Below are 23,089 nucleotides of genomic sequence, written 5' to 3'. Positions count from 1 at the left end.
CAATTTCATCTCAAGGTTTGATCTATGGAAGCTGTCAAAACTGATTCTTAAACCTTCACATGACAGTCATATGTCGTCCCTAATATTTGCGTCAACGCACTGCAATGACGGTGCGACGGCAGCCCGGAAAAGCTGCACTTCACACGCACATGCAAAGGATGAATTCCGTGACGATGACCCGCAAAACCTGGCTCAAGGCCGCAGTCGCCAGCCTGACCCTGGCCGCCACCACCGGCGTCATGGCGCAGCAGCCCACCGAGCTGCGCGTGGGCCTGATCCCTTCCGAGGACGCCCAGGCCATGATGCGCGCCAGCCAGCAGGTGATGGACCAGCTGGCCGCCAAGACCGGCCTGAAGATCAAGCCCTTTGTGGCCAATGACTACAACGGCGTGATCGAGGCCATGCGCTCGGGCAAGATCGACGTGGCCTATTTCGGCCCCTTCTCCTATGTGCTGGCCAGCCAACTGGCGAACGCCGAGGCATTCGCCATTCCCGTGGCCAAGAAATCGGGCAAGAGCTCGTACAACAGCATCATCATCAGCAAAAAGGACAAAGGCCTGGGCACCGTGCCTCAGCTGCAGGGCAAGACCTTTGCCTTTGTCGATCCCAGCTCGGCATCGGGCCATCTGTTTCCCAAGGCTGGCCTCAAGGGCGAGGGCATCGATACCGACAGGTATTTCTCCCGCGTGATCTTCTCGGGCTCGCACGACGCCAGCATCATGGCCGTGGCCAACGGCAAGGTGGATGCGGCGGCCGTGGCCGATCCCATCTTCCAGACGGCCGTCGCCAAGGGCCATGTGAAGGCCGAGGATTTCCAGGTCATCTGGCGCTCCAAGGACATCCCCGAGTCGCCCATGGCGTGGCGCAAGAATCTGGACGAAGCCACCAAGAAGAAAGTGGCTGCGGCACTGGCCGAGATCAAGGGCCTGCCCTGGGGCGACCGTGGCGAGCTCAATGGTTTTGCTCCAACCAACGATCAGGCCTATGACGTGGTGCGCCAGACCGCCAAGGCGTTGAACCTGGACCTCGGGAAGATGAAATGATCAGCATCCGAAATCTGCGCAAAAGCTATGGCAGCAACCATGTGCTGCATGGCATCGACATGGATGTGAAGGCCGGCGAGTTCGTGGTCATGCTGGGCCTGTCGGGCGCGGGCAAGTCCACCTTGCTGCGCTGCATGAACGGGCTGAACCAGCCCGACAGCGGCCAGCTGCAGGTGGGCGGCATCGACCTGATGCGCAAGCACTCGCGCCGTGAGCTGGCCCGCCATGTGGCCATGGTCTTCCAGCACCATAACCTGGTGCAGCGCCTGTCGGTGCGCAAGAACGTGCTCACGGGGCGGCTGGGGCAGGTCGGCACGCTGGCCTCGATGCTGCAGCTGTTCAAGCAAAGCGATATCGCACTGGCCGACGCATGCCTGCAGCGTGTGGGACTGGCCCACAAGGCCGATGAGCGCACCGAGGCACTCTCGGGCGGGCAGATGCAGCGCGTGGGCATTGCCCGTGCACTGGCGCAGCAGCCGCAGGTGATTCTGGCCGACGAGCCCGTGGCCAGCCTGGACCCCAAGACCGCGCGCAGCGTGCTGCAGTATCTGCGCGATGCCACGCGCGAGCTGGGCATTGCCGTGGTCTGCAATCTGCACCAGGTCGATTACGCCCGGGAGTTTGGTGATCGCATCGTCGGTCTGTCCCAGGGGCGCATGGTGTTTGATGGCGTACCGGCCATGCTGGACGAGGCCGCGCTCAACGCCATCTACAGCGGCGAGCCGCAGCCCGTCGGACATGCCCCAGAGCAGGGCGCTGCGCTGCATCTCAGCAGCACCGCAGTCGGCAACTGGCTGCCAGGGGCGATGTCGCCAGCCACTGCCGCAGGAGGTCTGCAATGAACAGCCACAGCTTGACGCACACGCCAGACCGCTGGCAATGGACGGCCGCGCGTCCGCAAGGCAAGGGCGGCTGGCTGGGCTATGCCGCGCTGGCCCTGGTCATTGCCTGGGTGTTGCAATGGAGCGCTGCGGGCGCGCAGATGAGCTGGAGCGAGCTGGCGGGCGGCATGCCGCAGATTGGCGACTTTCTCTCGCGCTCGGTGCCGCCGGACTGGAGCATGCTGCCGCGCCTGTGGGCACCGGCGCTGGAGACGATACAGATCGCCATCTGGGGCACCTTGCTCAGCGTGATTCTGGCGCTGCCACTGTCCTTTGTTGCGGCCGGCAATCTGCACGGCTGGCATTGGCTGCGCCGCATCACGCGCCAGTTTCTCAATGTGATCCGCAGCATCAACGAGCTGATTCTGGCGCTGGTATTTGTCTCGGCCGTGGGCCTGGGGCCCTTTCCCGGCGTGCTGGCCCTGGCCCTGCACGGCATGGGCATGCTGGCCAAGTTCTTTGCCGAAGCGATCGAGGAGATCGACGACGGCCCGCTGCAGGCATTGCGCAGCGCCGGCGCCAGCCAGCTGCAGATCATCGCCTTTGGCGTGGTGCCGCAGGTCATCACCGCCTGGATTGCCGTGGTGCTCTACCGCTTCGAGGTCAATCTGCGTTCGGCCACCGTGCTGGGTATGGTGGGGGCGGGCGGTCTGGGCTTCGAGCTGGTCAGCAGCCTCAAGCTGTTCCGCTACCAGGAGACCGCGACCTGCATCATCGTCATCACGGTGATGGTGATTGCCGCCGACATGGCATCGAACTGGCTGCGCAGCCGCATACAGCAGGGCGCTCGCCACTGATTTCGCCGCGGTGCCGGTGTGCGCCGCAGTGCTTGAAAATATCAAAAATATGAGCTATCAGCGCTTGTTGCATAAGCGCCAAGGGCTGATTTCGCTCAAAAACGTCAAAAGGCTTTCTCGTGTGGACCTATCACAACCCCGTGCACATCAGCGTGGGTCGCAACAGTCTCGATCAGCTGCCGGCCTTGCTGGCCGGGCGCAGCTGCCTGCTGGTCACTTTTCCCGAGGCTGAAAGCCTGGGCCTGGTGCAGCGCATGCGCCAGTTGCTGGGGGCGCAGCTGCGCGGCGTGATCGACAGCATTGCCCCCAATCCCGATGTGCAGTGGCTGGCGCCGCTGTACGAGCAGGTGCAGCGCGACCATGCCGAGGTGCCCGTGATCGTGGCCCTGGGTGGCGGCAGCGCCATCGACTCGGCCAAGGCCTTGATCTGCCACACACCCGGTGGCCGGTTTGCCGACCTGCTGGCACTGCTCAAGCAGGGCGGCCAGTTGGGGCAGGAAGGGCACAAGGCCTTGATCGCCATCCCCACCACGGCCGGAACCGGCAGCGAAGTCACGCCCTGGGCCACGATCTGGGATCAGGCCGCCGGCCAGAAGTATTCGCTGCACCAGTCCTGCACCTGGCCCGAGGTCGCAGTGATCGATGCCGAGCTGATGACCAGCCTGCCGGCCGGTGCCACTCTGGCCTCGGGGCTGGATGCGCTGTCGCATGCGCTGGAATCCATCTGGAACGTGAACCGCAACCCGGTCTCCATGGCACTGGCCGTGCAGTCGGCGCGCCGAACCCTGGTCACGCTGCCCGCGCTGATGCAGGATCTGGGCAGCGCGCAGCTGCGCAGCGAGATGGCTGAGGCAGCGCTGATGGCCGGCCTGGCGTTTTCCAACACCAAGACCGCGCTGGCGCATTCGCTGTCCTACGACATTACGCTGCAGCATGGCGTGCCGCACGGTCTGGCCTGCTCGTTCAGCCTGCCCCTGGTGCTGGAGATGGCGCTGGGCGCAGATGCTGCGGCCGATGCGGCCTTGCTCTCCATCTTCGATGCCAGCACGCCCGCTGCGGCCGTCGAGCGTCTGCGCAGCGTTCTGCAAGGGCTGGGCGTTGCCACCGATCCGGCCCACTATGGCGTGCCTCCACAGGCCTGGAGCGCCATGGTGCAAAAAGCCGCCAGCGGCCCGCGCGGACGCAACTTCATTCGCTCTCTGAACTGAGTCCCGGAACCTGAGCCGGTTTCCGCTTTCCATCCTCTTGAAGCCACCACTGAAAACCATGAACTCCATCGCTCAAGCTGAAACTCTGGTGCTGTCCCAGCCCGCCGCCGATCTGTCGCCACTGCAAGCCGTCATCTTTGACTGGGCCGGCACGCTGGTGGACTTTGGTTCGCTCGCACCCACGCAGATTTTTGTCGAAGCCTTTGCCAGCTTCGGCATCACCATCACCCTGGCCCAGGCGCGCGGGCCCATGGGTCTGTCCAAATGGGACCATATCCACCAGTTGCTGCAGGATGAAAGCATTGCCGCGCAGTGGCAGACCGCTTTTGGCCGGACACCGACCGATGAGGATGTGGATGCCATCTACGCGCGCTTCATGCCTTTGCAGATTGCCAAGGTGGGCGAATTTTCGGCCCCCATAGCAGGCGCTGTGCAGACGCTGCAATGGCTGCGCGCCCAGGGCCTGAAGGTCGGCTCCTGCTCGGGTTACCCGCGCGAGGTGCTCAACCAGTTGCTGCCGCAGGCCGAGGGCGCAGGCCTCAAGCTCGACTATGTGGTGGCGGGCGACGAGCTGGAAGCCGGCGGTCGTCCCGGCCCGTTCATGGCACTGGCGAATGTGCTGGCGCTGGGCATTGGCGATGTGCGTGCCTGCGTGAAGGTGGACGACACCGTGCCCGGCATTGAGGAGGGTCTGCGCGCAGGCATGTGGACCGTGGGCCTGAGCCTGTCGGGCAACGAGGTCGGCTATAGCGTGCAGGAGTTTGCCAGTGCGCCCGAGCAAGAGGTCGAGGCCCGTGTCGCCGTGGCCGAAGCCAAGCTCAAAAAGGCAGGGGCCCATTACGTGGTGCGCAGCGTGGCCGATCTGCCGGCTGTGCTGGTGCAGATCGCGGCCGAGATGCGTGCCGGAAAAATGCCGTTCTAGGACTCGGTTCGGCAGCTTGCAGACCCGGTTGCAAGCCCGGCCCTGAACAGCCAAGCCCCAGGTCTGACGGCCTGGGGCTTTTTTCTGCGGTTGGGGCTCAGCCTGCGGGCGTCTGCGCTTCGGGGGCGAGCTGCTCGTGATGCTCGATGACCTTGCGCATCAGCTGTGTGAAGAGCTCGCGCTCGGTCTCGCTCAGCGGGTCCAGCATCTGCTGCTGGGCTTGCAGCACGGACGGGCCGGCGTCGGTCAGCAGGGCCTGGCCCTCGGGCGTCAGGGACAGCAGGCGCACGCGTCTATCCTTGGCCGTGTGCTGGCGCTGCAGCAGACCACGTGCTTCCAGGCGGTCGATCACGCCGCCGATGGTGGATTTGTCAAAGCCCACCTCCATGCTCAGCGTGCGCTGGTCTATGCCCGGCAGATGCACCAGTTTTTGCAGCACGGCAAATTGCAGCGGCGTCACGCCCCAGGCTTCCGTGGCCTGGCTGAACACGGCCACGGCCACTTGCTGCAGGCGGCGTATGCCGTGGCCGGGAAAGGTTTCCACCTCCAGGCGTGGAAACAAGGGGGGGCTGCTGGCGCTGTCTGAGGCAGCGTTTGGCAGTGCAGAGTTAATCATGGTTTTCCCTAGGTGGGGTTGGCATTTCAAGGTTCGAATAATACGATGCATGCATTTGGTATGCATACATACTATTTGTGTGCGGACTGATTGGGCAGACACTGGCGTCTGCGTACTTGAAGAACTTGAGGCCTCCATGCAGTTTCATTTGAACGGTTTTCGTCCCGGCAACCCCTTGATCGCTCCGGCTTCGCCGCTGGCCCCTGCCCATACCGAGGCCGTGCCCTCGCAAGTCGATGTGCTGATCGTGGGCTGCGGCCCTGCCGGCCTGACGCTGGCCGCGCAGCTGGCGGCCTTCCCGGACATCCGTACCTGCATCGTGGAGCAAAAGGAAGGCCCGATGGAGCTGGGCCAGGCCGACGGTATTGCCTGCCGCACCATGGAAATGTTCGAGGCCTTCGAGTTTGCCGATTCCATCCTCAAGGAGGCCTGCTGGATCAACGACGTCACCTTCTGGAAGCCAGACCCCGGCCAGCCCGGCCGGATCGCCCGCCATGGCCGCGTGCAGGATACGGAAGACGGTCTGTCCGAGTTTCCTCACGTCATCCTGAACCAGGCGCGCGTGCACGACCACTATCTGGAGCGCATGCGCAACTCGCCCAGCCGTCTGGAGCCGCACTACGCCCGCCGGGTGCTGGATGTGAAGATCGACCACGGCGCAGCGGACTATCCGGTCACCGTGACGCTGGAGCGCTGCGACGCCGCCCATGCCGGTCAGATTGAAACCGTGCAGGCCCGCTATGTGGTGGGCTGCGACGGCGCGCGCAGCAATGTGCGCCGGGCCATCGGCCGCCAGCTGGTCGGCGATTCGGCCAATCAGGCCTGGGGCGTGATGGATGTGCTGGCCGTGACGGACTTCCCCGATGTGCGCTACAAGGTGGCCATTCAGTCCGAGCAGGGCAATGTGCTCATCATTCCGCGCGAAGGCGGTCATCTGGTGCGCTTTTATGTGGAGATGGACAAGCTCGATGCCGACGAGCGCGTGGCCAGCCGCAACATCACGGTGGAGCAGCTGATAGCAACCGCCCAGCGCGTGCTCCACCCCTACAAGCTCGAAGTCAAGAATGTGCCCTGGTGGTCGGTGTATGAGATCGGCCAGCGCATCTGCGCCAAATATGACGATGTGACCGATGCCGTGGCCACACCGGACTCGCCCCTGCCGCGCGTCTTCATCGCCGGCGATGCCTGCCACACCCACAGCCCCAAGGCCGGGCAGGGCATGAATTTCTCCATGCAGGACAGCTTCAACCTGGGCTGGAAGCTGGCCGCCGTGCTGCGCAAGCAATGTGCGCCCGAGCTGCTGCACACCTATTCGTCCGAGCGCCAGGTCGTGGCCCAGCAACTGATCGACTTTGACCGCGAATGGGCCAAGATGTTCAGCGACCCGGCCAAGGAAGGCGGCCAGGGCGGCGTGGACCCCAAGGAGTTCCAGAAGTACTTCGAGCAGCATGGCCGCTTCACGGCCGGCGTGGGCACGCACTATGCGCCCTCGCTGCTGACGGGGCAGGCCAAGCATCAGGCACTGGCCAGCGGCTTCACAGTGGGCATGCGCTTTCATTCCGCGCCGGTGGTGCGCGTCTGCGATGCCAAGCCCGTGCAGCTGGGTCACTGCGGCAAGGCCGATGGCCGCTGGCGCCTGTATGCGTTTGCAGCTCAGAACGACCTGGCGCAGCCCGAGTCGGGCCTGCTGGCGCTGTGCCGCTTCCTTGAGGGTGACGCGGCATCGCCGCTGCGCCGCTTCACGCCGGCTGGCCAGGATATCGACAGCATCTTTGATCTGCGTGCAGTCTTCCCGCAGGCCTATACCGAGGTGGCGCTGGAGACGCTGCCCGCCTTGCTGCTGCCCCCCAAGGGCCAGCTGGGAATGATCGACTATGAAAAGGTGTTCAGCCCCGATCTGAAGAATGCCGGTCAGGACATCTTCGAGCTGCGCGGCATCGACCGCCAGCAGGGCGCTTTGGTGGTGGTGCGTCCCGACCAGTATGTGGCTCAGGTGCTGCCCTTGGGCGACCACGCTGCATTGAGCGCGTATTTCGAGTCTTTCATGCGGGCCTGAGAGCCCGCGCCCCGGGACTGCTGAGCAGCATCAATGCCTGGAAGGCGTTTCAGGGAGGGCATGGCTCTCCCTTTTTCGCATCCGAGGCAGGGTGAGTGGGCGCTGCTTGCTACGATGTTTGCCTGTGCTGAAGGGGAGAAGACATGCTGTTGATCGTGGGTACGGTGCGTTTGCCATCCGAAAACCTGGCGCTTGCCCGACCTGCCATGCGTGCCATGGTGGAGGCCTCGCGTGCCGAGCAGGGCTGTCTTGAGTACGGCTATGCCGAGGATGTGCTGGTGCCGGGGCTGATCCATGTGAAGGAGCTGTGGGCGGATCAGGCGGCGCTGGATGCGCATTTCGCATCCGCGCACATTCAGGTCTGGCGCGCGGTCTGGCCGGAGCTGGGCATCGGGCAGCGGGATCTGAGGCTCTACGAGGTGCAGGCACCGCGTGCCACCTGAGCTGGCTGCAGCAAGGCGGTGCCAGCCGCCAGCGTGAAGCGCCTAGTTCGTCCCTGGCTGCAGCTTGATGATGTCGACCGAGATCTCCACCGCCGTCACGGCGCAACGGTTTTCCAGCCAGTGCGTGGTGTTTCTGTCTTCGGGCCAGCCCACGCCCGGGCCATAGTCGGTGGCCACGCCATTTCGATGGTCGGTGATGCATCCTTCGAGGATGTAGACCATGCCAGGTCTGTCCCTGTGGTCGTGAACCGGGCCGAAGACGCCGCCTGGCGCCATGGTCACCAGGCGCATGCGAAGCTGGCGTCCCGCCATGCCTTCGATCTCGGGGCCGAGGTCGAGTGTGGCCAGTATTTGCACTGCCACCCCCCGGGTTTCGGGGACTTGCTGTTGCTTGGACATCCGGTGCTCCTTCACGCCTCGTCACGGCCATAGAGGCAAACTGCGTTCACGCCCGCTGCGGCTGGCCGTCGTCAGGCCGGTTGGCAAAAGTGTGATCTCTTGTCGGTGCGCAGGAAAGCCAAATCCATGTCATTGGCGTGGCGCATTTTCCATGTCCCCGGCTGGGCGGGGGAGGGGCGCTGTGGCCTGTGGCGTTTGTCCCCGGAGCAGACGCTTGGGGGGCGATTCCCCGACAATGCGCCCATGACTTCCCAAGAACAACCGCGCAACCCGCTGCATGGGCTGACGCTTGAGCGCATCGTTACCGATCTCGTGGATTATTACGGCTGGCGCGAGCTGGGACGCCGCGTGCCCGTGCGCTGCTTCAATCTGGACCCCAGCATCTCCTCGAGCCTGAAGTTTCTGCGCAAGACGCCCTGGGCGCGCGAACAGGTGGAGCAGCTGTATGTGCAGACCCAGCGTGCCGATGAGCGCGAGCAGCAGCGGCGCGCGAGGAGAGCCGAGCGGTCCGAGGACTGATCCGGCGCCGGACCGCATCAAGGAGAAACCGCCGTCAGGCGGTTTTCTTGCTTGTGGATGTCTCCGCTGCACTGGTGGAAGGCGAAAAAATGATTCTGCGAGAATTTGTCGTTCCCGCTTCGCTTGTGCCCATGTCCGACACCACATTCTTCACAGCCAGCCAGTACGAAAACATTTGCAACGGCTTGCCGGATCCAACCTTCATCCTGACGGCGTCGGGGCGCTACGCGGCAGTTCTGGGTGGCAAGGATCAGCGTTACTACCATGACGGAACGTCCCTGGTCGGTCAATCCATCGCCGATGTGCTGGCTCCCGCCAAGGCTCAGTGGTTCATACAGCAGATTCAGGAGGCGCTGAGCAGCCAGAAGATGCAGGTCGTGGAATATGAGCTGAGCGCGCACGATGTGCTGGGTCTGCCCCTGGAAGGGCCCGCCGAGGCGATCTGGTTTGAAGGTCGCGTCAGTGCCTTGGGGGAGCTGTTCTGGGGCGAGAGAGCCGTGGTCTGGGTGGCCAGCAACATTACGGCCAGCAAGCGCATGCAGCAGCAGTTGCAGGAGCAGGCCTTGAATGATGAGTTGACGGGGCTATGCAATCGCCGGGGTTTCATGCGCGAGCTGGCTCAAGCCTATACGGCTCACAGGCTGCAGGGGCGGCCAGCCTGGCTCATGAGCTTTGATGTAGACCACTTCAAAGCCATCAATGATGGTCTGGGCCATCCTGCAGGTGATCAGGCGCTGCGTGATCTGGCTGCTGCCGTGCGCTGGTTGCTGGCTCCAGAGGATGTGTTCTGTCGTCTGGGCGGAGACGAGTTTGCCATTCTGTGCTGTGATCGTCATATTGCCCAGGTTTCCGGCTTGGCGCGGCAACTGCTGGAGGCCGGACAGCAGGCGCTGCAGCGGTATGCCACGGGAAGTCCCGTGCCCGCATTGAGCGTCGGGATTGCGCATTTCATGCCGACTGACAGCAGCCTGGAGGACATCATGCGCCGCGCCGATCAGGCCTTGTACAGCGCGAAGCTGCAAGGCGGCCACCGGGCGATCGTAGCGGATCGGGGCCCGGCGGATCACTGCATTGCTTGAGGTGTGACAGCTAAAGCCAGACCCTTTGGGGGGCGAGCCAGGCCCGCTGGATCAGGCGCCCAGCTGCTGCGCATGGTGGCGCAGATGGTCATCGACAAAGCTCTGGATGAAATAGTAGCCATGGTCGTAGCCCGCATGCCGGCGCAGCGTGAGCGGCTGGCCTGCCTTGGCACAGGCGGCTTCGAAGGCTTCGGGCAGCAATTGCTTTTCGATCAGGAACTTGTCGGCCAGCCCCTGGTCGATGAGGATGCCTGCGGGGTAGGGGGCAGAGGCTTGCGTGCTCATCAGCTCGCTGGCGTCATGTCTGGCCCATTCGGCCTTGTCGTCGCCCAGATAGCCGCTGAACGCCTTGTGGCCCCAGGGGCAGTTGATGGGGTTGGCAATCGGTGCAAAGGCCGAGACCGACTTGAAGCGGCCGGGGTGGCGCAGCGCCAGGGTCAGCGCACCGTGGCCGCCCATGCTGTGGCCGAAGATACCCAGACGCTGCAGGTCCACGGGCAGCTTGCTGCCGACCAGGGGCAGCAGGTCGTTGAGGATGTAGCTTTCCATGCGCCAGTGCAGCGCCCAGGGCCTGGTGGTAGCGTCCAGGTAGAAGCCGGCGCCTACACCAAAGTCCCAGCTATCGGCCTCTCCCGCCAGACCCGCGCCGCGCGGGCTGGTGTCGGGGCAGATCAGGGCGATATTGAGTTCGGAGGCCAGGCGCTGGGCTCCGGCCTTGATCATGAAGGTTTCTTCGGTACAGGTCAGGCCGGCCAGATAGAGCAGGGCCGGCACCTTCTCGCCCATCACGGCCTTGGGCGGCAGATAGACCGAGAACTTCATGGCGAGGCCGATCTCGGAACTATGGTGTTCGTAGTAGCGCTGAGCGCCGCCAAAGCAGGCGTGGGCGTTTTTGAGTTCCATGGGAGTTACTCCTAAAAGAAAAGCTGCCAACGCTTGCTATCCAAGAGTTTGCAGAAGTTTTATCTTTGAAAGTCAATCAAGGCATGCGCAAGCAGCTATGAAATTGAAAGCGCTGGGTGCTTCTTCAAAACTAGCGCGGCCCATCGATGAGGCACCGAGGAAGCGCCGCCGCGCACCGAGGGTTTCGTCCCCCTTCCGCGAAGCGAGAAAGGGGGAAGGCGCGGGGCCGCTCAGGCGAAGCGCCTCAGGCGGTTACGAAGCGTCAGCGTAGTTCACCACCGAGCGAATCGACTTGCCCTTGTGCATCAGCTCGAAGGCTTCGTTGATGTGCTTCAGGCCCATGGTGTGGGTGACGAAGGGTTCGAGCTGAATCTTGCCGGCCATGGCGTCTTCCACCATGCCGGGCAGCTCGCTGCGGCCCTTGACGCCGCCAAAGGCCGTACCCAGCCACTTGCGGCCGGTCACCAACTGGAATGGGCGGGTCTTGATCTCCTGGCCGGCACCGGCCACGCCGATGATGACCGACTGGCCCCAGCCGCGGTGGGCGCATTCCAGCGCGGCGCGCATCACGTCCACATTGCCGATGCATTCGAAGCTGTGGTCCACGCCCCAGCCGGTCATCTCGACGATCACTTGCTGGATGGGCTTGTCGAAGTCCTTGGGGTTCACGCAGTCGGTAGCGCCAAAGGTCCTGGCCAGCTCGAACTTGCCGGGGTTGGTGTCGACGGCGATGATGCGGCCGGCCTTGGCCAGCTTGGCGCCCTGGATCACGGCCAGGCCGATGCCGCCCAGGCCGAACACGGCCACGGTGTCGCCTTCCTGCACCTTGGCGGTGTTCTTGACGGCGCCAAGGCCCGTGGTCACGCCGCAGCCCAGCAGGCAGACCTGCTCGGGGTTGGCATCGGGGTTGACCTTGGCCAGCGAGACGGCGGCAACTACGGTGTATTCGCTGAAGGTGGAGCAGCCCATGTAGTGATAGATGGGCTCGCCGTTGTAGCTGAAGCGTGTCGTGCCATCGGGCATCACGCCCTTGCCCTGGGTGGCGCGCACGGCCACGCACAGATTGGTCTTGCCGCTCTTGCAGAACAGGCATTCGCCGCATTCGGCGGTGTACAGCGGAATCACATGGTCGCCGGGCTTCACGCTGGTCACGCCTTCGCCCACTTCCACCACGATGCCTGCGCCTTCGTGGCCCAGCACGGCGGGGAAGATGCCTTCGGGGTCATCACCGCTCAGGGTGAAGGCGTCGGTGTGACAGACGCCGGTATGGGTGATCTTGACCAGCACCTCGCCAGCCTTGGGCGGCGCGACGTCGATCTCGACGATTTGCAGGGGTTCTCCGGCTTTGAAGGCTACGGCGGCGCGTGATTTCATGACTGTCTTTCTGTAGAAGGCGGGGAAAGCGAAGCGGAAAGAGCCTCTGTCGTACTTCGTTTTGCGAACCTTGGACTGTAGAGCATGTGAGGTGGCCGGCCCACAGCGATGGCCGACCAGATGGGTCTGTTGGCCGCAGATGATGGAACTTAGTTTTTCAATTCCCAGACCTGGGCCTGCGCATCTGCCGGTCCTTCCTCGGTATAGGCCGGCTTTACTTCGAGCGACTCCGCGCCGAAGCATTCCGTCACCGCCCACTGGCTGGGCTTGAAGCGCGCGGCAGGGCCGTCGGGCTCGGGCTTGCCAAACTCGGCCACGATGTCGTATTTGATCAGCGGCACATCGAAGCGCGCCTGCTGGCCTTTTTTGCACTCCAGATAAGGGTGCGAAGGATCGAGCACCCAGTCGCCGTAGCCTTCCTTGGCCTTGCGGTCGAAATGGAAAACCGGGCTGATGCGCTGGTCGCGGTCCAGCTCCAGCAGGCTCCCACTCATGGCCGTGGCCCAGACGCCGGCAACCTGCACCGGGTGGGCAAAGCGCACGGCATCAAGGCGGCTCATGCGCAGTGGGCGCTGCGGCTCGCCATTGTCAAACGGGTCATAACGGTTGATGAGGCTGCCCTTGGGAATCAGCAGCTCGCCATACTGAAAATCCTGCGGCAGCACAAACTGCTGGCGGCTTTGGCGGTAGTGGGATTGCAGCGCGTAGTCTTGCTGAAACTGCCAGCTCTTGAACTGCAAAAACGCGCCCCAGAGGCAACCAGCGACGGCAATCACACTCAAAGTGATGGTGCTGGCGCGCCAGAAGCGCGGGCGCTGATCGGCTGGCAGTTTCCGGTTTTTATGACGCCAGTGCAGGCCGTAGAGCAGCAGGCCTGCCCCCAGGGCCATGGCTACGAACGGGTAGAGCAGCAACAGCAACTGGGGCAGGGAAAACAATGGGCCAGGAATCATGGTTCTTTAGGCGCGGTTCAGATCGGGATTCCCCAACTGTAGCGGTGGTTGCCCAGGCGCCTGCATCAGTGATCTGGCTGGTCTGCGTATAGTCGTTGCTATCTGCTTTGGGCTTGTCCGTAAAACAAGCCTGTGGCGCTTTATTTACCTGCGTTTCAAGCTCTTGTTTTTGATATGGAACATCGCCATGCGGGCGCGCACCGCGTCGATCTGGTCGTCTACCCCGGCTTCAAGGCTCTGGAGGCCATTGGCCCCATGTCGGTGTTTGACTATGCCAATGTGCATCTGCGCCAGAAGGGGCAGCCCGATGGCTATACCGTGCGTGTGGTGGCGGCGCAGACCGGGCTGGTGCAATCAGACACCTTGATGGGTCTGCAAGCCACACACACCCTGACCCAGCTAGAAGCCGATGGCACGGGCTGCACCGTGCTGCTGGTGGGCTCGCGCCATATAGAGCAGGTGCTGGCCGCGTCCCCCAATCTGGTGGACTGGGTGGCGCGCGTGGCTCCGCTGGTGGGACGCATGATTGCGCTTTGCAGCGGCAGCTTTTTTCTGGCGGCAGCCGGTGTACTCAATGGCCGGCGTACGGCCACGCACTGGAGCGTGGCGGGGTTGTTGGCCCAGCGCTTTCCGAAGATTGATGTGGATGCCGATGCGATCTATGTGCGCGATGGCAGTTACTGGACTTCGGCGGGCGTGACGGCGGGCATCGACCTGGCCCTGGCCGTGGTGGAGCAGGACTTTGGCCACGCGCTGGCGCTGGATGTGGCGCGTGATCTGGTCATGTACCTCAAGCGGCCCGGCGGGCAGTCGCAATTCAGCGTCTCGCTGGCGGCCCAGTCCACCCAGCACAGCGGCGTGCAGGCCGCCCAGCAATGGGTGCTGGAGCACCTTGATCAGCCCATGCCGCTGGCGCTGCTGGCCGCCAAGGCGGCGATGAGCGAGCGCAACTTCCGGCGCGTCTTTCAGCAGGAGACAGGGTGCAGCCCCAGCATGTTTGTCGAAAACGCGCGGCTGGAGCGCGCCAAGCAGTTGCTGGAAAACCTGGGCGGCCTGCCGCTCAAGACCGTGGCAGCCAAGGTGGGCCTGGGCTCGGAGCAGGCACTGCGCCATCTGTTTGTGCGCAAGCTGGGCATCACCCCCGTGGCCTACCGCGAGCGCTTCGGGGATTGAGGGCCGGTGCTGAAGCGGCTCAGGCGTTGACGCCCTTCATGCCTTCTTCGCTGTAGCGGGCACCGGCCACAGGTGTTTTTAGCTGCAACTGCCCAAGTGCGGTCAGCTCCTGCGCTTCCAGATGGATCTGCAGCGCTTGCAGGTTATCGGCCAGATGGGCAATACGTGTGGTTCCGGGAATGGGAACGATATCCTCGCCTTGTGCCAGCAACCATGCGAGCGCAATCTGCGCGGGGCTGCAATGTCTGCGCTGGGCGATGGTGGTGACGGCATCCACCAGCGCACGGTTGGCATCAATGTTCTGAGCCTGAAAGCGCGGCAAGCTGGGGCGAAAGTCTCCTACTGCCTGTGGGGCCTGATGCTGGAAACGACCCGTCAAGAATCCACGCCCCAGCGGAGAGTAGGGCACCAGGCCGATGCCCAGTTCACGGCAGGTGGGCAGCACCTCGGCTTCCACATCGCGGGTGAACAGCGAATATTCGGTTTGCACGGCAGTGACAGGGTGTACGGCATGGGCGCGGCGCAATGTGGCGGCGCTGACTTCGCTCAGGCCGATATGGGCGATCTTGCCTTCCTGTACAAGGCGGGCCAACTCCTGCATGGTGTCTTCGATGGCCTGCTCAGAGTTGATGCGGTGCACATAGAAGAGGTCAATCTGCTCCACACCGAGACGCTGCAGGGATGCCTCGCAACTGGCCCTTGCATAGGCTGGACTGCTGTCAATGCTGCGCGTGTAGTCGCCCTGCTTGCGCACAATGCCAAATTTGGTGGCGATTTTCACGCGTTGCGAACGACCACGCAGAAATTGCGCCAGCAGCTCTTCGTTGTGGTGATGGCCATAGCCGTCAGCGGTGTCGAAAAAATTCACGCCATGGTCCACAGCCCAGTTCAGGGTCTGCAAAGACTGTTCATCGTCGCGGGGCCCATAGAACTCACTCATGCCCATGCAGCCCAGCCCCAATGCGGAGACTTGCAAGCTGCGACCCAAGGTTCTCAATTGCATAGATGACTTTCTGGTTTCAGAGAGCTGGCAGTATCATTTTTCAAAATTGATATTCATAGAGGCTTTCCTGAAAAGCAATTTTCCATTTTTGAAAAATGACTGACTTTGATACTGCTGTGCAGTGGGATGACGCCCGCATCTTCCTTGCCGTGGCTCGTGGTGGCTCACTCAGTGCCGCAGCCCTGGTGCTTGGCCTGGGCATTGCGACAGTCTCGCGCCGCCTGCAACGGCTGGAGGAAGCATTGGGCGTGCCCTTGTTCAGCCGTCACCAAAGCGGCTATCGCCTAAGTGATGACGGTCAGGCTTTGCTGGAGCGCGCACAGGCGCTGGAAAGTGCGGCTCATGCCTTTGGTGATCTGGCCCGCCAGCAGACGTTGGTTGCAGGCACGGTGCGCCTGGCCACAGCTGAAAATCTGGCCAACTCTCTCATCATGGATTCGCTGCCCCAATTGCTGGCCCAGTACCCGCAACTGGAGCTGGAAATTGTCAGCGGCGTGCAGGCGGTCAATCTGCACCGGCGTGATGCGGATATGGCGGTGCGCATGGTCAAACCCGAGGCGGGCAATGTCAGGCTACGGCGTCTGGGCACACTGGGCATGGGCCTGTATGGTGCGCAGTCCTATGTGGCAAACCGGGCAGGCGGGCCTACCAGTCAGGTCTGGGAGCATGACCTCATGATTGGCTGGCCCGAGTCACATGCCCATCTACCCGCAGCGCAATGGATGCACAAAGTCTTGCGAGGCAAGCCTTGCCGCATGCTGGCCAATACATTGACGGTGCAGCTGGCTGCAGTGGAGGCGGGCCTTGGGCTGGCGGTGCTGCCGCATTTTCTGGCCAGTCGCTCTGGCCTGGTCTGCCTGCAACCCGAGCTGGGCGTGGATCAAACCATATGGCTGGTCATGCACAGCGATATGGCGCATTCCCGGCGCGTGCGCGCAGTGGCCGATCATCTGATCGCGCTGTTTGAACGCCATGCCCTGAGGTTGTCTCGGGCCAGCGGTTGAAGTTTGACTTTGAGTGTCTACTTACTCTTTGTGTAATCAAGTTGCAAGCGGCCCGGGGCTGATGACTGGAGAGGATGGCTAATCGCGCTGTAACCAGTTTTTGGCCTGCAAAAAGGTGCAAGCGCTGAAGTCGTGCAGCAGCTCGACGCCGTGCTCAAGCACTTTGCGCAAATCATCGAACGCGACCTGGGCGTGCAGGTCGATGCTGTTGCGGGCGCAGGGGCAGCAGGCGGCATGGGCGCGGCCATGCTGGCTTTCCTCAAAGGCCAGTTGCGCCCCGGCTGCGAAATTATTGCCCGTGCCGTGGACCTGGACGCCGCCGTGCGTGACGCCGATCTGGCCATCACCGGCGAAGGCCGTATCGACCTGCAGACCATTTTTGGCAAGACACCGTTTGGTGTGGCCTCGGTCCCCAGGCTGCATGGCAAGCCCGTCATTGGCATCGCTGGTGGTCTGGGCACCAATGCCCATGTGGTGCATGACCATGGCATTGACGCCATCTTCAGCGTGCTCAGCCGCATCTGTAGCATCGACGATGCGCTGAAAGAGGCCGAGCACAATGTGCGCAGCGCCGCCCGCAATGTGGCCGCTGTGCTGGCCATGGGACGAAACCTGGCCTGATGGGGCTTTGCTCCAAAACACCAAACCCCGGTCAGTGATGGCCGGGGTTTGTGCTTTTGAAACTTCAGAACAGCGGGCTTTTGAAAAAATCCAATGCGGCCTTGGCGGCAGCGAAATTGCGCTCAATCTGAGCCTGCTGCTCATCGTGGTGCGCGGTCTTGATGGCAGGCTCGGCGACGGACTTTGCCCTCTTTGGCGCCACGGCTCTTTGCATGTCGAGGCAGGGTGCATCCAGGCGGGATGCTGGTGCCAGCGCTGGAGCCTTGGGGGCGAGCAGCCGTGTCAGATCCAGCTCGGGATTGAGCTGCCACAGGCAGGACACATAGGTCGCCATGGCAACGGCCGGGTCGCCGCGCTCGATGCGTGCCATGGTGGGCTGGGAAATACCCAGCCGCTGTGCCCACTGCGTCTGTGTTTCGCCCCGACTCTTGCGCTGGGCCACGATGTGCTGGGCCAGCTGCGTTATCTGCAAAAGAATGGCGGGCGGAAACTCTGCGGGACTGGTGTTCTGGCGAGGCATATGCCAATGGTAGGCAAATTTGGGGAGTGCTCAGGGCAAACAGGGCGCTCTTTGCATTGAGTCACCAGTTTTCTTGACTGTCCTACGAAGAGGCCGGATCAAGTCTGCAAGCATGGACGGCGATGAATCGTCAACACGGTCTTGGAGTTGCTCATGAAGCTTGTTCACTGGCTCTACACCCTGGCCCATTCGCTGATAGCCCTGCTGTTCGGCCTGGCGGCGTTGTGCCTGATCTGGATGGCCGTCACCAAGGCCTGGGCCGTGATTGCTGCCGGCCTGCAGCCGGAGGCCACGCTGCATGTGGTGGAGGCGCTGGGCATTCTGGCCTCAGGCGTGGTGGCCCTGCAGATTTCCCAGACCGTGATTGAAGAAGAGGTGGTGCGCGACGCCCATATCAGCGGTCCGACAAGAGTGCGACGCTTTCTCTCGCGCTTTATGGTGGTGCTGGTGGTCGCTCTTGCCATCGAGGGATTGGTTGCCACCTTCAAGGCCCAGGAGCAGCCCGAGAAGCTGCTGTATTCCGCTGCCCTGGTCGTCGCCGTCGGCATGCTCATGGTCGGCTGGGGGGTGTTTGTTCACCTGAATCGTTCGGCGGAGGAGCTGGAGCCCGAGGCCATGGAGGAGGCCAAGAGCGAGGACCGCAAGGTCAGCAACGACCGCTGACGCAGAGCGCGTTGCAGACATGGGGCCTGGTGCAATGAAAACGCCCTGAAGAAAGTCAGGGCGTTTTCATTGCTGACTCGGGACTCAGGTCGGCAGCCGGTACAGCGTCCCGTTGAATGCCACGGCGCCGCTGCCATGCAGCGCATCGAGCTGCGTCAGCACCAGCTCGCGTACCGGCGCGGTGACAGCGCTCAGGCCCAGCAGCCGCGTCACCGCAGCGGGCAGCTCGTCGCGCTGGCCGCCCAGGCTTGTCCTGAGGGCCAGGGCAATCGCTGCACGGATCTCGGCTGGCGGCAGGCAATCGATGCGGCGCAGATTGGCCGAGCCTACTTCTGCGCGATTGCGCACCCGCACCGCTCGTCCCGGCAGGTCGAGAAACTCACCCTCTGCGGCCAGTGCCTTATCGGTCAGCAGCGATTGACGTGCCTGCTCCAGCGCATCGCGCACGCGGCTGCCGGCGCGTTGCAGACCCCAGAGCGTACGCATGCGGGTGACCAGCTCGTCAAAATGAATCGGTCCTTCCAGCTCCACCGCGCGGCGCATCAGCTGGGCCAGCTGCGCTGTGGATTGCTGATGCAGCTCTCCGGCTGGAACGGCAAAGCGGGCTTCCTGATAGAGGCTGTCGTCAGGGCCGGAGGCCGATTCCGTCTCGGCGCTGCCGGCATCGGACTGCGCTGCGCGCTCTACGACTTCTGTGGCTGTCTGTGACTGATAAGTGGCTATTGCCGGCTGAACTGGTTCGGCATCCTTGCGCAGCCTGGCAGCTTCGACGGCTGCCAGCACGCGCTCGGTCTGGGCGCGCGGCTGGCGGAACCAGTCGCAGCCCCAGATGCGCAGCAGCGTCCAGCCCTGGCTCTCCAGCACCGACTGGCGCAGGCGGTCACGGTCGCGCGCGCTGCGGCTGTGGTGATAGCTCATGCCGTCGCACTCGATTCCGAGCAGGTAGCGGCCAGGCTGCTCGGGGTCGACCACGGCCAGGTCGATGAAAAAGCCCGCAATGCCGATCTGAGTCTGCACCTGCAGACCCTGTGCCGTCAGCGCTTCGTACACATCTTCTTCGAGCGGCGATTCCAGATCGCGTCCGCTGACACCGGCCAGGGCCAACTGGCCGGTGGCCGCGTATTGCAGAAATACCTTGAGCGCAGCCACGCCCTTGCCCTTGCCGCGTTCCAGATCGATATCTTCGGCGGTGATGGACGAAAACACCTCGCAGCGCTGCTTGGCGCGCGAGATCAGTACGTTCAGGCGGCGCTCGCCTCCGTCGGCGCTCACCGGACCGAACCGCATGGGCAGATAGCCCTGCGCGTTGCGCGCATAGGCCACCGAGATGAAGATCACATCGCGCTCGTCGCCCTGCACGTTTTCCAGGTTCTTGATGAAGAAGGGTTCGTTGGGATGGGCGGCAAAAAAGGGCTCGGCCTCGGGCTGCTGGCGACGCAGCAGTTCCAGCTCGTCCTGAATGGCGACTTTTTGCTGCAACGAAAAAGCGGCCACGCCCAGGCTGAGCTGCGGCGACTGCTGTGCGTGCTCCATGATGGCGCGTGCAATGGTCTGGGCCTCGATGCGGTTGATGCGGCTGGCGCCGCTGTCAAAGCGGCCTTCGGGCAGATGGTGAAAGCGCAGCCCCATGCCCGAGCGGGCCGTGAAGGGGCTGGGCACGACGTAAAGGCCGCTGTTGTAGAACTGCTGGTTGGACACCGCAATCAGCGACTGGTGGCGGCTGCGGTAGTGCCAGCGCAGCATGAGCTGGGGCATGCCCTTGGCCAGGCACAGGCTCAGGATGCTCTCCACATCGGCTGCTGTGGCGATGAACTGGCTGGCGTCCCCATTCTCGTCCTCGTCGTCGAAGTCGTCCTGCTCGCTGGTCATGCGCGAGAAAAATCGCGTGGGCGGCAACTGCCGGTCATCGCCCACCACCACCAGTTGCTTGCAGCGGGCGATGGCGCCCAGCGCATCCACGGGCTCGATTTGGCTGGCTTCGTCAATCACCAGCAGATCGAACTCGACCGCACCAGGTTCCAGAAACTGGGCTACGGACAGAGGGCTCATCATGAACACGGGCTTGATGGCCTGGACGGCTTCGCCAGCGAGCCTGAACAGCTTGCGCAGCGGCATATGGCCGCGCTTGCGCGCAATCTCGCCATTGAGCACGCCAAGCGGGCCCATGCCGGATGCGCTGCGCGGCACCTGCTCGTAATGCGAGATGGCCGACTGGGCGCGCGCGAGTTCGATGCGCTCCAGATCCAGCGCCCGGAACTGGCGCACCTTCTGGCTGTGCTGATCGCCGTTGAACGCAACCAGCTCGGGGTGAGCCTGAGTGGCCTGACGCAGCAGCGCTTCGTAATAAGCGCGCTCGAGGATGGTGGGCAGGGCATCTTGTGCAATGGATTCATTCTCGAGCTGCTGCACCAGGGGGGCCATGCCGGCCGCACGTGCCTGCTCACGGGTGGCGTGGTAGGAGGTCCAGTCCAGCAAGGCGTTGGGCTCGGCGATCCATTGCGCAAGGCGCTCGCCAAAGTCGGTCAGCGCAATGCGAGCCAGGTCGGCGGCGCCAAAGGCTTCCTGCGTATCGAGCTGGTAGCCGCTCAGCAAGCTTTGCGCAGAGCCCTCGAATGCCTGCAGCGATGCATCGGCCTTGGCGGCCAGATCCGCGCAATGTGCGGGCGATGGCAACTGGGCATAGAGCTGGCGAAAGGCAGCACTGCGGCCCTGCCCGTCGGGGCCGGCCATCCAGCCCAGCACGGCCTGCAATTGCGCCCAGTTGCTTTGCTCGCCCTGCCACAGGCTGCCAAAGGCATTGGCCCCCAGGGTCTGCTGCTGGCTCAGGCTCTGGCGCAGTTGCTGGGCTTCGATCAGGCTGTCGAGCAGATTCAGACGTTCTGCACGCGAGCTCGGCAATGTCGTCTTGAGCTGGCCCTTGAGGCTGGCCATCGCTGCGCGGTAGCCGCCGTTGAAAATGCGAAACAGCGAGTCGCCATGTGCTGCGATGCTCTGGCGTGGGGCGTTCCAGTCCGCCGTCCAGGCGGATTCGGCAAAGCTGCTGCGCAGGTTCTGTGCCTGCCGGCTGAACTGGGCGCCGCATTCGAGCAGCTTGTGCAACTGGTCCAGGCCCTGATCCCAGATGCTGCTGGCGACGGCCTGCCGGTCTATGGCCGGGGCACTGGCGAGCTGTAGCGCCAGCGTGATCTGCGCATGCAGGGTCTGAATGGTTTGCGCTGCCGGTGCGCTCAGGGATTGCGCCAGCAGCGCACCGTCCTGCTGCAACTGGGCCAGCTTTGCTTGCAGCGCCGGCAGTTGCTGCTCAAAACGTTGTGCATCCAGCTTGAGCAGTGCCGGGTGGCATACGCCGCGCCACGGGTGCCCGGTCACCGGACTCACCTTGGACGCCGCCTGGCGCAGCGCTTCGGCAATCTGCTGGCGTGAACGAAAGTCCTCGGGCGACCAGTTCTGTGCGCCTTGCAGCAGATCTGGCAGATGCGCGATCTGCACCGCATCCAGCCGCGCCAGCTGGCCCAGGATCTGGTAGGGCGTGAGTGCGCAGGGCGCGAGCGCCTGATGCATGGTCCGGCTGTGCGAGTTGAGCTGCTGCTGCACGTTGCTCAGCTCATGGATGATCTGCTCGCGGTGCTCCACACGCGGCCTGCCCAGATCGCGCGTGGCCTTGAGCTCCTCCAGCACCTTGCGCTTGTTGGCATGGTGGCTGTGCAGTTCCAGACAGGCGGGCCCCAGGCCCACGGATTTGAGGCGGCGGTTGACCACCTCCAGCGCGGCCATCTTCTCTGAGATGAACAGCACTTTCTTGCCGCCGGCAATCGCTGCCGCAATCACGTTCGTGATGGTCTGGGACTTGCCCGTGCCCGGCGGGCCCTGGATGACGAGGTTTTCGCCTCGGCGCACGGCTTCGATGGCCAGTGACTGCGAGCTGTCCGCATCGACCACATGGCGCTGGCTGTCCACGGGGATCAGCTGGTCCACATCGGCGTCTTCGGGGAACAGATGTTCGCGTGCCTCAAAGCCGTCCTGCAGTGCGGCGGCAATCAGCGCCTGCCGCTCGAGCTGCTTCTCCGGTGGCCAGGTCGCAGTGTCCAGATCGCGGTACATCAGGAACTTGGCAAAGCTGAAAAAACCCAGCGTCATGGCGTCGGGCATCACTTGCCAGCCGGGCTGGGCTGCGGCCATGGTTGCGACCGCGGCCAGGTAGGCGCGGGGATCGAAGTCGTCGCCAGCATTGAATTCGGGCAGCTCGAGGCCAAAGTCGGCCTTGAGCTTGGCGGCCAGCGACAGGTTCTCCGCCGCATCCTCCTGCAACCAGGACAGGGTGAAGCGTTCGGCCGCGCTTTTGCGCTCCAGTGCCACGGGCAGCAGAATCAGCGGCGCAAAACGCGGCTTGTCGGGGGCATTGCGGTCGAACCACTGCAGCTGACCCAGCGCCAGAAACAGGATGTTGACGCCCTGTTCCTCGATGAAGGTGCGGGCATCGGAGTACATGTCCAGCAGCCGGCGCTGCAGCTTCTCGCTGGACAGGCGCGTCTGCAGCTTCAGGTCACGATGGCGCTGGGCCACACCGCGCGCATCGAGCTGCTCGTCGACGCCCTCCTCGGGCTGGGGCAGGGCGAGGGCGGTCTGTGTCTCTTGTTCCTCGGCCGGGCCGGCGGCTACTTGCTCCTCCTCCTCGGTCCTGGCGGGCGCAAAGCTCATGGCTTTGCTTTCGCCCGCCAGCAGGCGATAGACCTCGTCCGTGCGTTCATCCGCAAAATGCAGCACGCGTGCCGTGGCGGCCTGAGGCAGGCTCAGCAGCCGGTTGCGTGTGGACAGGTCAAGCAGCGCCTGGCGGCCTTTTTCGAGCTGGCGGGTGATGAGGGCGAAATTCGAGTCTGCGTGCATGGGGTATCAAAAAGCACAGTGAGCTGCC

At 63.5% G+C, this 23,089-nt stretch carries 21 protein-coding genes; 13 read left to right on the top strand and 8 right to left on the bottom strand.

Annotated features, from left to right (window positions below; all coding sequences use genetic code 11):
* The first annotated feature begins 173 nt into the window (after window positions 1-173).
* The 5 genes from phnD to phnX all read left to right on the top strand — a co-directional run bounded on the left by phnD (window position 174) and on the right by phnX (window position 4,851).
* Window positions 174-1,043 (top strand): phosphonate ABC transporter substrate-binding protein, encoded by an 870-nt coding sequence (gene phnD / locus DFO48_RS24310; protein ID WP_003074799.1) that lies wholly within the window; start codon window positions 174-176, stop codon window positions 1,041-1,043.
* Complete coding sequence (gene phnC / locus DFO48_RS24305) at window positions 1,040-1,885, top strand: phosphonate ABC transporter ATP-binding protein (protein WP_114865030.1); 846 nt, start codon at window positions 1,040-1,042, stop codon at window positions 1,883-1,885. The genes phnD and phnC overlap by 4 nt, the downstream gene beginning before the upstream one ends.
* Window positions 1,882-2,721 (top strand): phosphonate ABC transporter, permease protein PhnE, encoded by an 840-nt coding sequence (gene phnE, locus DFO48_RS24300; RefSeq protein ID WP_114865029.1) that lies wholly within the window; start codon window positions 1,882-1,884, stop codon window positions 2,719-2,721. The genes phnC and phnE overlap by 4 nt, the downstream gene beginning before the upstream one ends.
* A 119-nt stretch (window positions 2,722-2,840) precedes the next feature.
* A complete protein-coding gene (gene psrA, locus DFO48_RS24295; RefSeq protein WP_114865028.1) occupies window positions 2,841-3,929 on the top strand; it encodes an iron-containing alcohol dehydrogenase PsrA in 1,089 nt (362 codons plus the stop codon).
* A 58-nt stretch (window positions 3,930-3,987) separates the two neighbouring features.
* On the top strand, window positions 3,988-4,851 hold the full coding sequence (gene phnX, locus DFO48_RS24290; RefSeq protein WP_114865027.1) for a phosphonoacetaldehyde hydrolase: 864 nt from the start codon (window positions 3,988-3,990) through the stop codon (window positions 4,849-4,851).
* Between the two features lie 97 nt (window positions 4,852-4,948).
* Here the strand turns inward: phnX and DFO48_RS24285 are convergent, their stop codons facing one another.
* Window positions 4,949-5,467 (bottom strand): MarR family winged helix-turn-helix transcriptional regulator, encoded by a 519-nt coding sequence (locus tag DFO48_RS24285; RefSeq protein WP_114865026.1) that lies wholly within the window; start codon window positions 5,465-5,467, stop codon window positions 4,949-4,951.
* A 136-nt stretch (window positions 5,468-5,603) separates the two neighbouring features.
* Between DFO48_RS24285 and DFO48_RS24280 the strand changes: the two genes are divergently transcribed.
* Window positions 5,604-7,523, top strand: a complete 1,920-nt coding sequence (locus DFO48_RS24280; RefSeq protein WP_114865025.1) for an FAD-binding monooxygenase — start codon at window positions 5,604-5,606, stop codon at window positions 7,521-7,523.
* A 143-nt stretch (window positions 7,524-7,666) separates the two neighbouring features.
* Window positions 7,667-7,966: a putative quinol monooxygenase gene (locus tag DFO48_RS24275; protein ID WP_114865024.1), complete on the top strand. Its 300-nt coding sequence runs from the start codon at window positions 7,667-7,669 to the stop codon at window positions 7,964-7,966.
* Window positions 7,967-8,008: 42 nt separating this feature from the next.
* Here the strand turns inward: DFO48_RS24275 and DFO48_RS24270 are convergent, their stop codons facing one another.
* Window positions 8,009-8,365 (bottom strand): cupin domain-containing protein, encoded by a 357-nt coding sequence (locus tag DFO48_RS24270; protein ID WP_003074818.1) that lies wholly within the window; start codon window positions 8,363-8,365, stop codon window positions 8,009-8,011.
* 243 nt (window positions 8,366-8,608) lie between these two features.
* On the opposite strand from DFO48_RS24270, the gene DFO48_RS24265 reads away from it, so the two are divergent.
* The gene (locus DFO48_RS24265; protein WP_114865023.1) at window positions 8,609-8,884 is read left to right on the top strand and encodes a VF530 family DNA-binding protein; all 276 of its coding nucleotides are present in this window, start codon (window positions 8,609-8,611) and stop codon (window positions 8,882-8,884) included.
* Window positions 8,885-8,973: 89 nt separating this feature from the next.
* Window positions 8,974-9,963, top strand: a complete 990-nt coding sequence (locus DFO48_RS24260; RefSeq protein WP_233506520.1) for a sensor domain-containing diguanylate cyclase — start codon at window positions 8,974-8,976, stop codon at window positions 9,961-9,963.
* Window positions 9,964-10,014: 51 nt separating this feature from the next.
* Here the strand turns inward: DFO48_RS24260 and fghA are convergent, their stop codons facing one another.
* From fghA to DFO48_RS24245, 3 genes are all read right to left on the bottom strand, one after another.
* Window positions 10,015-10,866: an S-formylglutathione hydrolase gene (gene fghA / locus DFO48_RS24255; protein ID WP_114865022.1), complete on the bottom strand. Its 852-nt coding sequence runs from the start codon at window positions 10,864-10,866 to the stop codon at window positions 10,015-10,017.
* Between the two features lie 252 nt (window positions 10,867-11,118).
* On the bottom strand, window positions 11,119-12,240 hold the full coding sequence (locus DFO48_RS24250) for an S-(hydroxymethyl)glutathione dehydrogenase/class III alcohol dehydrogenase (protein WP_114865021.1): 1,122 nt from the start codon (window positions 12,238-12,240) through the stop codon (window positions 11,119-11,121).
* Window positions 12,241-12,389: 149 nt separating this feature from the next.
* Entirely contained in the window at window positions 12,390-13,193 is an 804-nt protein-coding gene (locus DFO48_RS24245) for a hypothetical protein (protein WP_114865020.1), read from the bottom strand.
* Between the two features lie 174 nt (window positions 13,194-13,367).
* On the opposite strand from DFO48_RS24245, the gene DFO48_RS24240 reads away from it, so the two are divergent.
* Window positions 13,368-14,366 carry a GlxA family transcriptional regulator gene (locus DFO48_RS24240; RefSeq protein WP_003074830.1) on the top strand — a complete coding sequence of 333 codons (999 nt, stop codon included), beginning with the start codon at window positions 13,368-13,370 and terminating at the stop codon, window positions 14,364-14,366.
* Between the two features lie 19 nt (window positions 14,367-14,385).
* Here the strand turns inward: DFO48_RS24240 and DFO48_RS24235 are convergent, their stop codons facing one another.
* Entirely contained in the window at window positions 14,386-15,369 is a 984-nt protein-coding gene (locus tag DFO48_RS24235; RefSeq protein ID WP_114865019.1) for an aldo/keto reductase, read from the bottom strand.
* Between the two features lie 95 nt (window positions 15,370-15,464).
* Here DFO48_RS24235 and DFO48_RS24230 point away from each other — a divergent pair, with 95 nt between their 5' ends.
* Together DFO48_RS24230 and DFO48_RS24225 are read left to right on the top strand one after the other, a co-directional pair.
* Complete coding sequence (locus tag DFO48_RS24230) at window positions 15,465-16,373, top strand: LysR family transcriptional regulator (protein WP_233506519.1); 909 nt, start codon at window positions 15,465-15,467, stop codon at window positions 16,371-16,373.
* A gap of 105 nt (window positions 16,374-16,478) precedes the next feature.
* Complete coding sequence (locus DFO48_RS24225; protein WP_114865018.1) at window positions 16,479-16,994, top strand: glycerate kinase; 516 nt, start codon at window positions 16,479-16,481, stop codon at window positions 16,992-16,994.
* A gap of 64 nt (window positions 16,995-17,058) precedes the next feature.
* Here DFO48_RS24225 and DFO48_RS24220 read toward each other — a convergent pair whose 3' ends face one another.
* Window positions 17,059-17,514, bottom strand: coding sequence for a helix-turn-helix domain-containing protein (locus tag DFO48_RS24220; RefSeq protein ID WP_003074838.1), 456 nt, complete (start codon window positions 17,512-17,514; stop codon window positions 17,059-17,061).
* Window positions 17,515-17,667: 153 nt separating this feature from the next.
* On the opposite strand from DFO48_RS24220, the gene DFO48_RS24215 reads away from it, so the two are divergent.
* A complete protein-coding gene (locus DFO48_RS24215; RefSeq protein ID WP_114865017.1) occupies window positions 17,668-18,177 on the top strand; it encodes a hypothetical protein in 510 nt (169 codons plus the stop codon).
* A gap of 84 nt (window positions 18,178-18,261) precedes the next feature.
* Here the strand turns inward: DFO48_RS24215 and DFO48_RS24210 are convergent, their stop codons facing one another.
* On the bottom strand, window positions 18,262-23,061 hold the full coding sequence (locus tag DFO48_RS24210; protein ID WP_114865016.1) for a DUF3320 domain-containing protein: 4,800 nt from the start codon (window positions 23,059-23,061) through the stop codon (window positions 18,262-18,264).
* Window positions 23,062-23,089 lie beyond the last annotated feature (28 nt).

Origin of the sequence: Comamonas sp. AG1104 (assembly GCF_003350425.1) — a bacterium.
Taxonomy (GTDB): domain Bacteria; phylum Pseudomonadota; class Gammaproteobacteria; order Burkholderiales; family Burkholderiaceae_C; genus Comamonas; species Comamonas testosteroni.
Note: the sequence above shows the minus strand (reverse complement) of the source record. Positions and strands in the feature narration are given on the sequence as shown.

Coding starts and splice junctions, on each gene's coding strand:
- phnD (WP_003074799.1), top strand. CDS start 174: ATGACCCGCAAAACCTGGCTCAAGGCCGCAGTCGCCAGCCTGACCCTG.
- phnC (WP_114865030.1), top strand. CDS start 1,040: ATGATCAGCATCCGAAATCTGCGCAAAAGCTATGGCAGCAACCATGTG.
- phnE (WP_114865029.1), top strand. CDS start 1,882: ATGAACAGCCACAGCTTGACGCACACGCCAGACCGCTGGCAATGGACG.
- phnX (WP_114865027.1), top strand. CDS start 3,988: ATGAACTCCATCGCTCAAGCTGAAACTCTGGTGCTGTCCCAGCCCGCC.
- DFO48_RS24285 (WP_114865026.1), bottom strand. CDS start 5,467: ATGATTAACTCTGCACTGCCAAACGCTGCCTCAGACAGCGCCAGCAGC.
- DFO48_RS24280 (WP_114865025.1), top strand. CDS start 5,604: ATGCAGTTTCATTTGAACGGTTTTCGTCCCGGCAACCCCTTGATCGCT.
- DFO48_RS24275 (WP_114865024.1), top strand. CDS start 7,667: ATGCTGTTGATCGTGGGTACGGTGCGTTTGCCATCCGAAAACCTGGCG.
- DFO48_RS24270 (WP_003074818.1), bottom strand. CDS start 8,365: ATGTCCAAGCAACAGCAAGTCCCCGAAACCCGGGGGGTGGCAGTGCAA.
- DFO48_RS24265 (WP_114865023.1), top strand. CDS start 8,609: ATGACTTCCCAAGAACAACCGCGCAACCCGCTGCATGGGCTGACGCTT.
- DFO48_RS24260 (WP_233506520.1), top strand. CDS start 8,974: ATGATTCTGCGAGAATTTGTCGTTCCCGCTTCGCTTGTGCCCATGTCC.
- fghA (WP_114865022.1), bottom strand. CDS start 10,866: ATGGAACTCAAAAACGCCCACGCCTGCTTTGGCGGCGCTCAGCGCTAC.
- DFO48_RS24250 (WP_114865021.1), bottom strand. CDS start 12,240: ATGAAATCACGCGCCGCCGTAGCCTTCAAAGCCGGAGAACCCCTGCAA.
- DFO48_RS24245 (WP_114865020.1), bottom strand. CDS start 13,193: ATGATTCCTGGCCCATTGTTTTCCCTGCCCCAGTTGCTGTTGCTGCTC.
- DFO48_RS24240 (WP_003074830.1), top strand. CDS start 13,368: ATGGAACATCGCCATGCGGGCGCGCACCGCGTCGATCTGGTCGTCTAC.
- DFO48_RS24235 (WP_114865019.1), bottom strand. CDS start 15,369: ATGCAATTGAGAACCTTGGGTCGCAGCTTGCAAGTCTCCGCATTGGGG.
- DFO48_RS24230 (WP_233506519.1), top strand. CDS start 15,465: ATGACTGACTTTGATACTGCTGTGCAGTGGGATGACGCCCGCATCTTC.
- DFO48_RS24220 (WP_003074838.1), bottom strand. CDS start 17,514: ATGCCTCGCCAGAACACCAGTCCCGCAGAGTTTCCGCCCGCCATTCTT.
- DFO48_RS24215 (WP_114865017.1), top strand. CDS start 17,668: ATGAAGCTTGTTCACTGGCTCTACACCCTGGCCCATTCGCTGATAGCC.
- DFO48_RS24210 (WP_114865016.1), bottom strand. CDS start 23,061: ATGCACGCAGACTCGAATTTCGCCCTCATCACCCGCCAGCTCGAAAAA.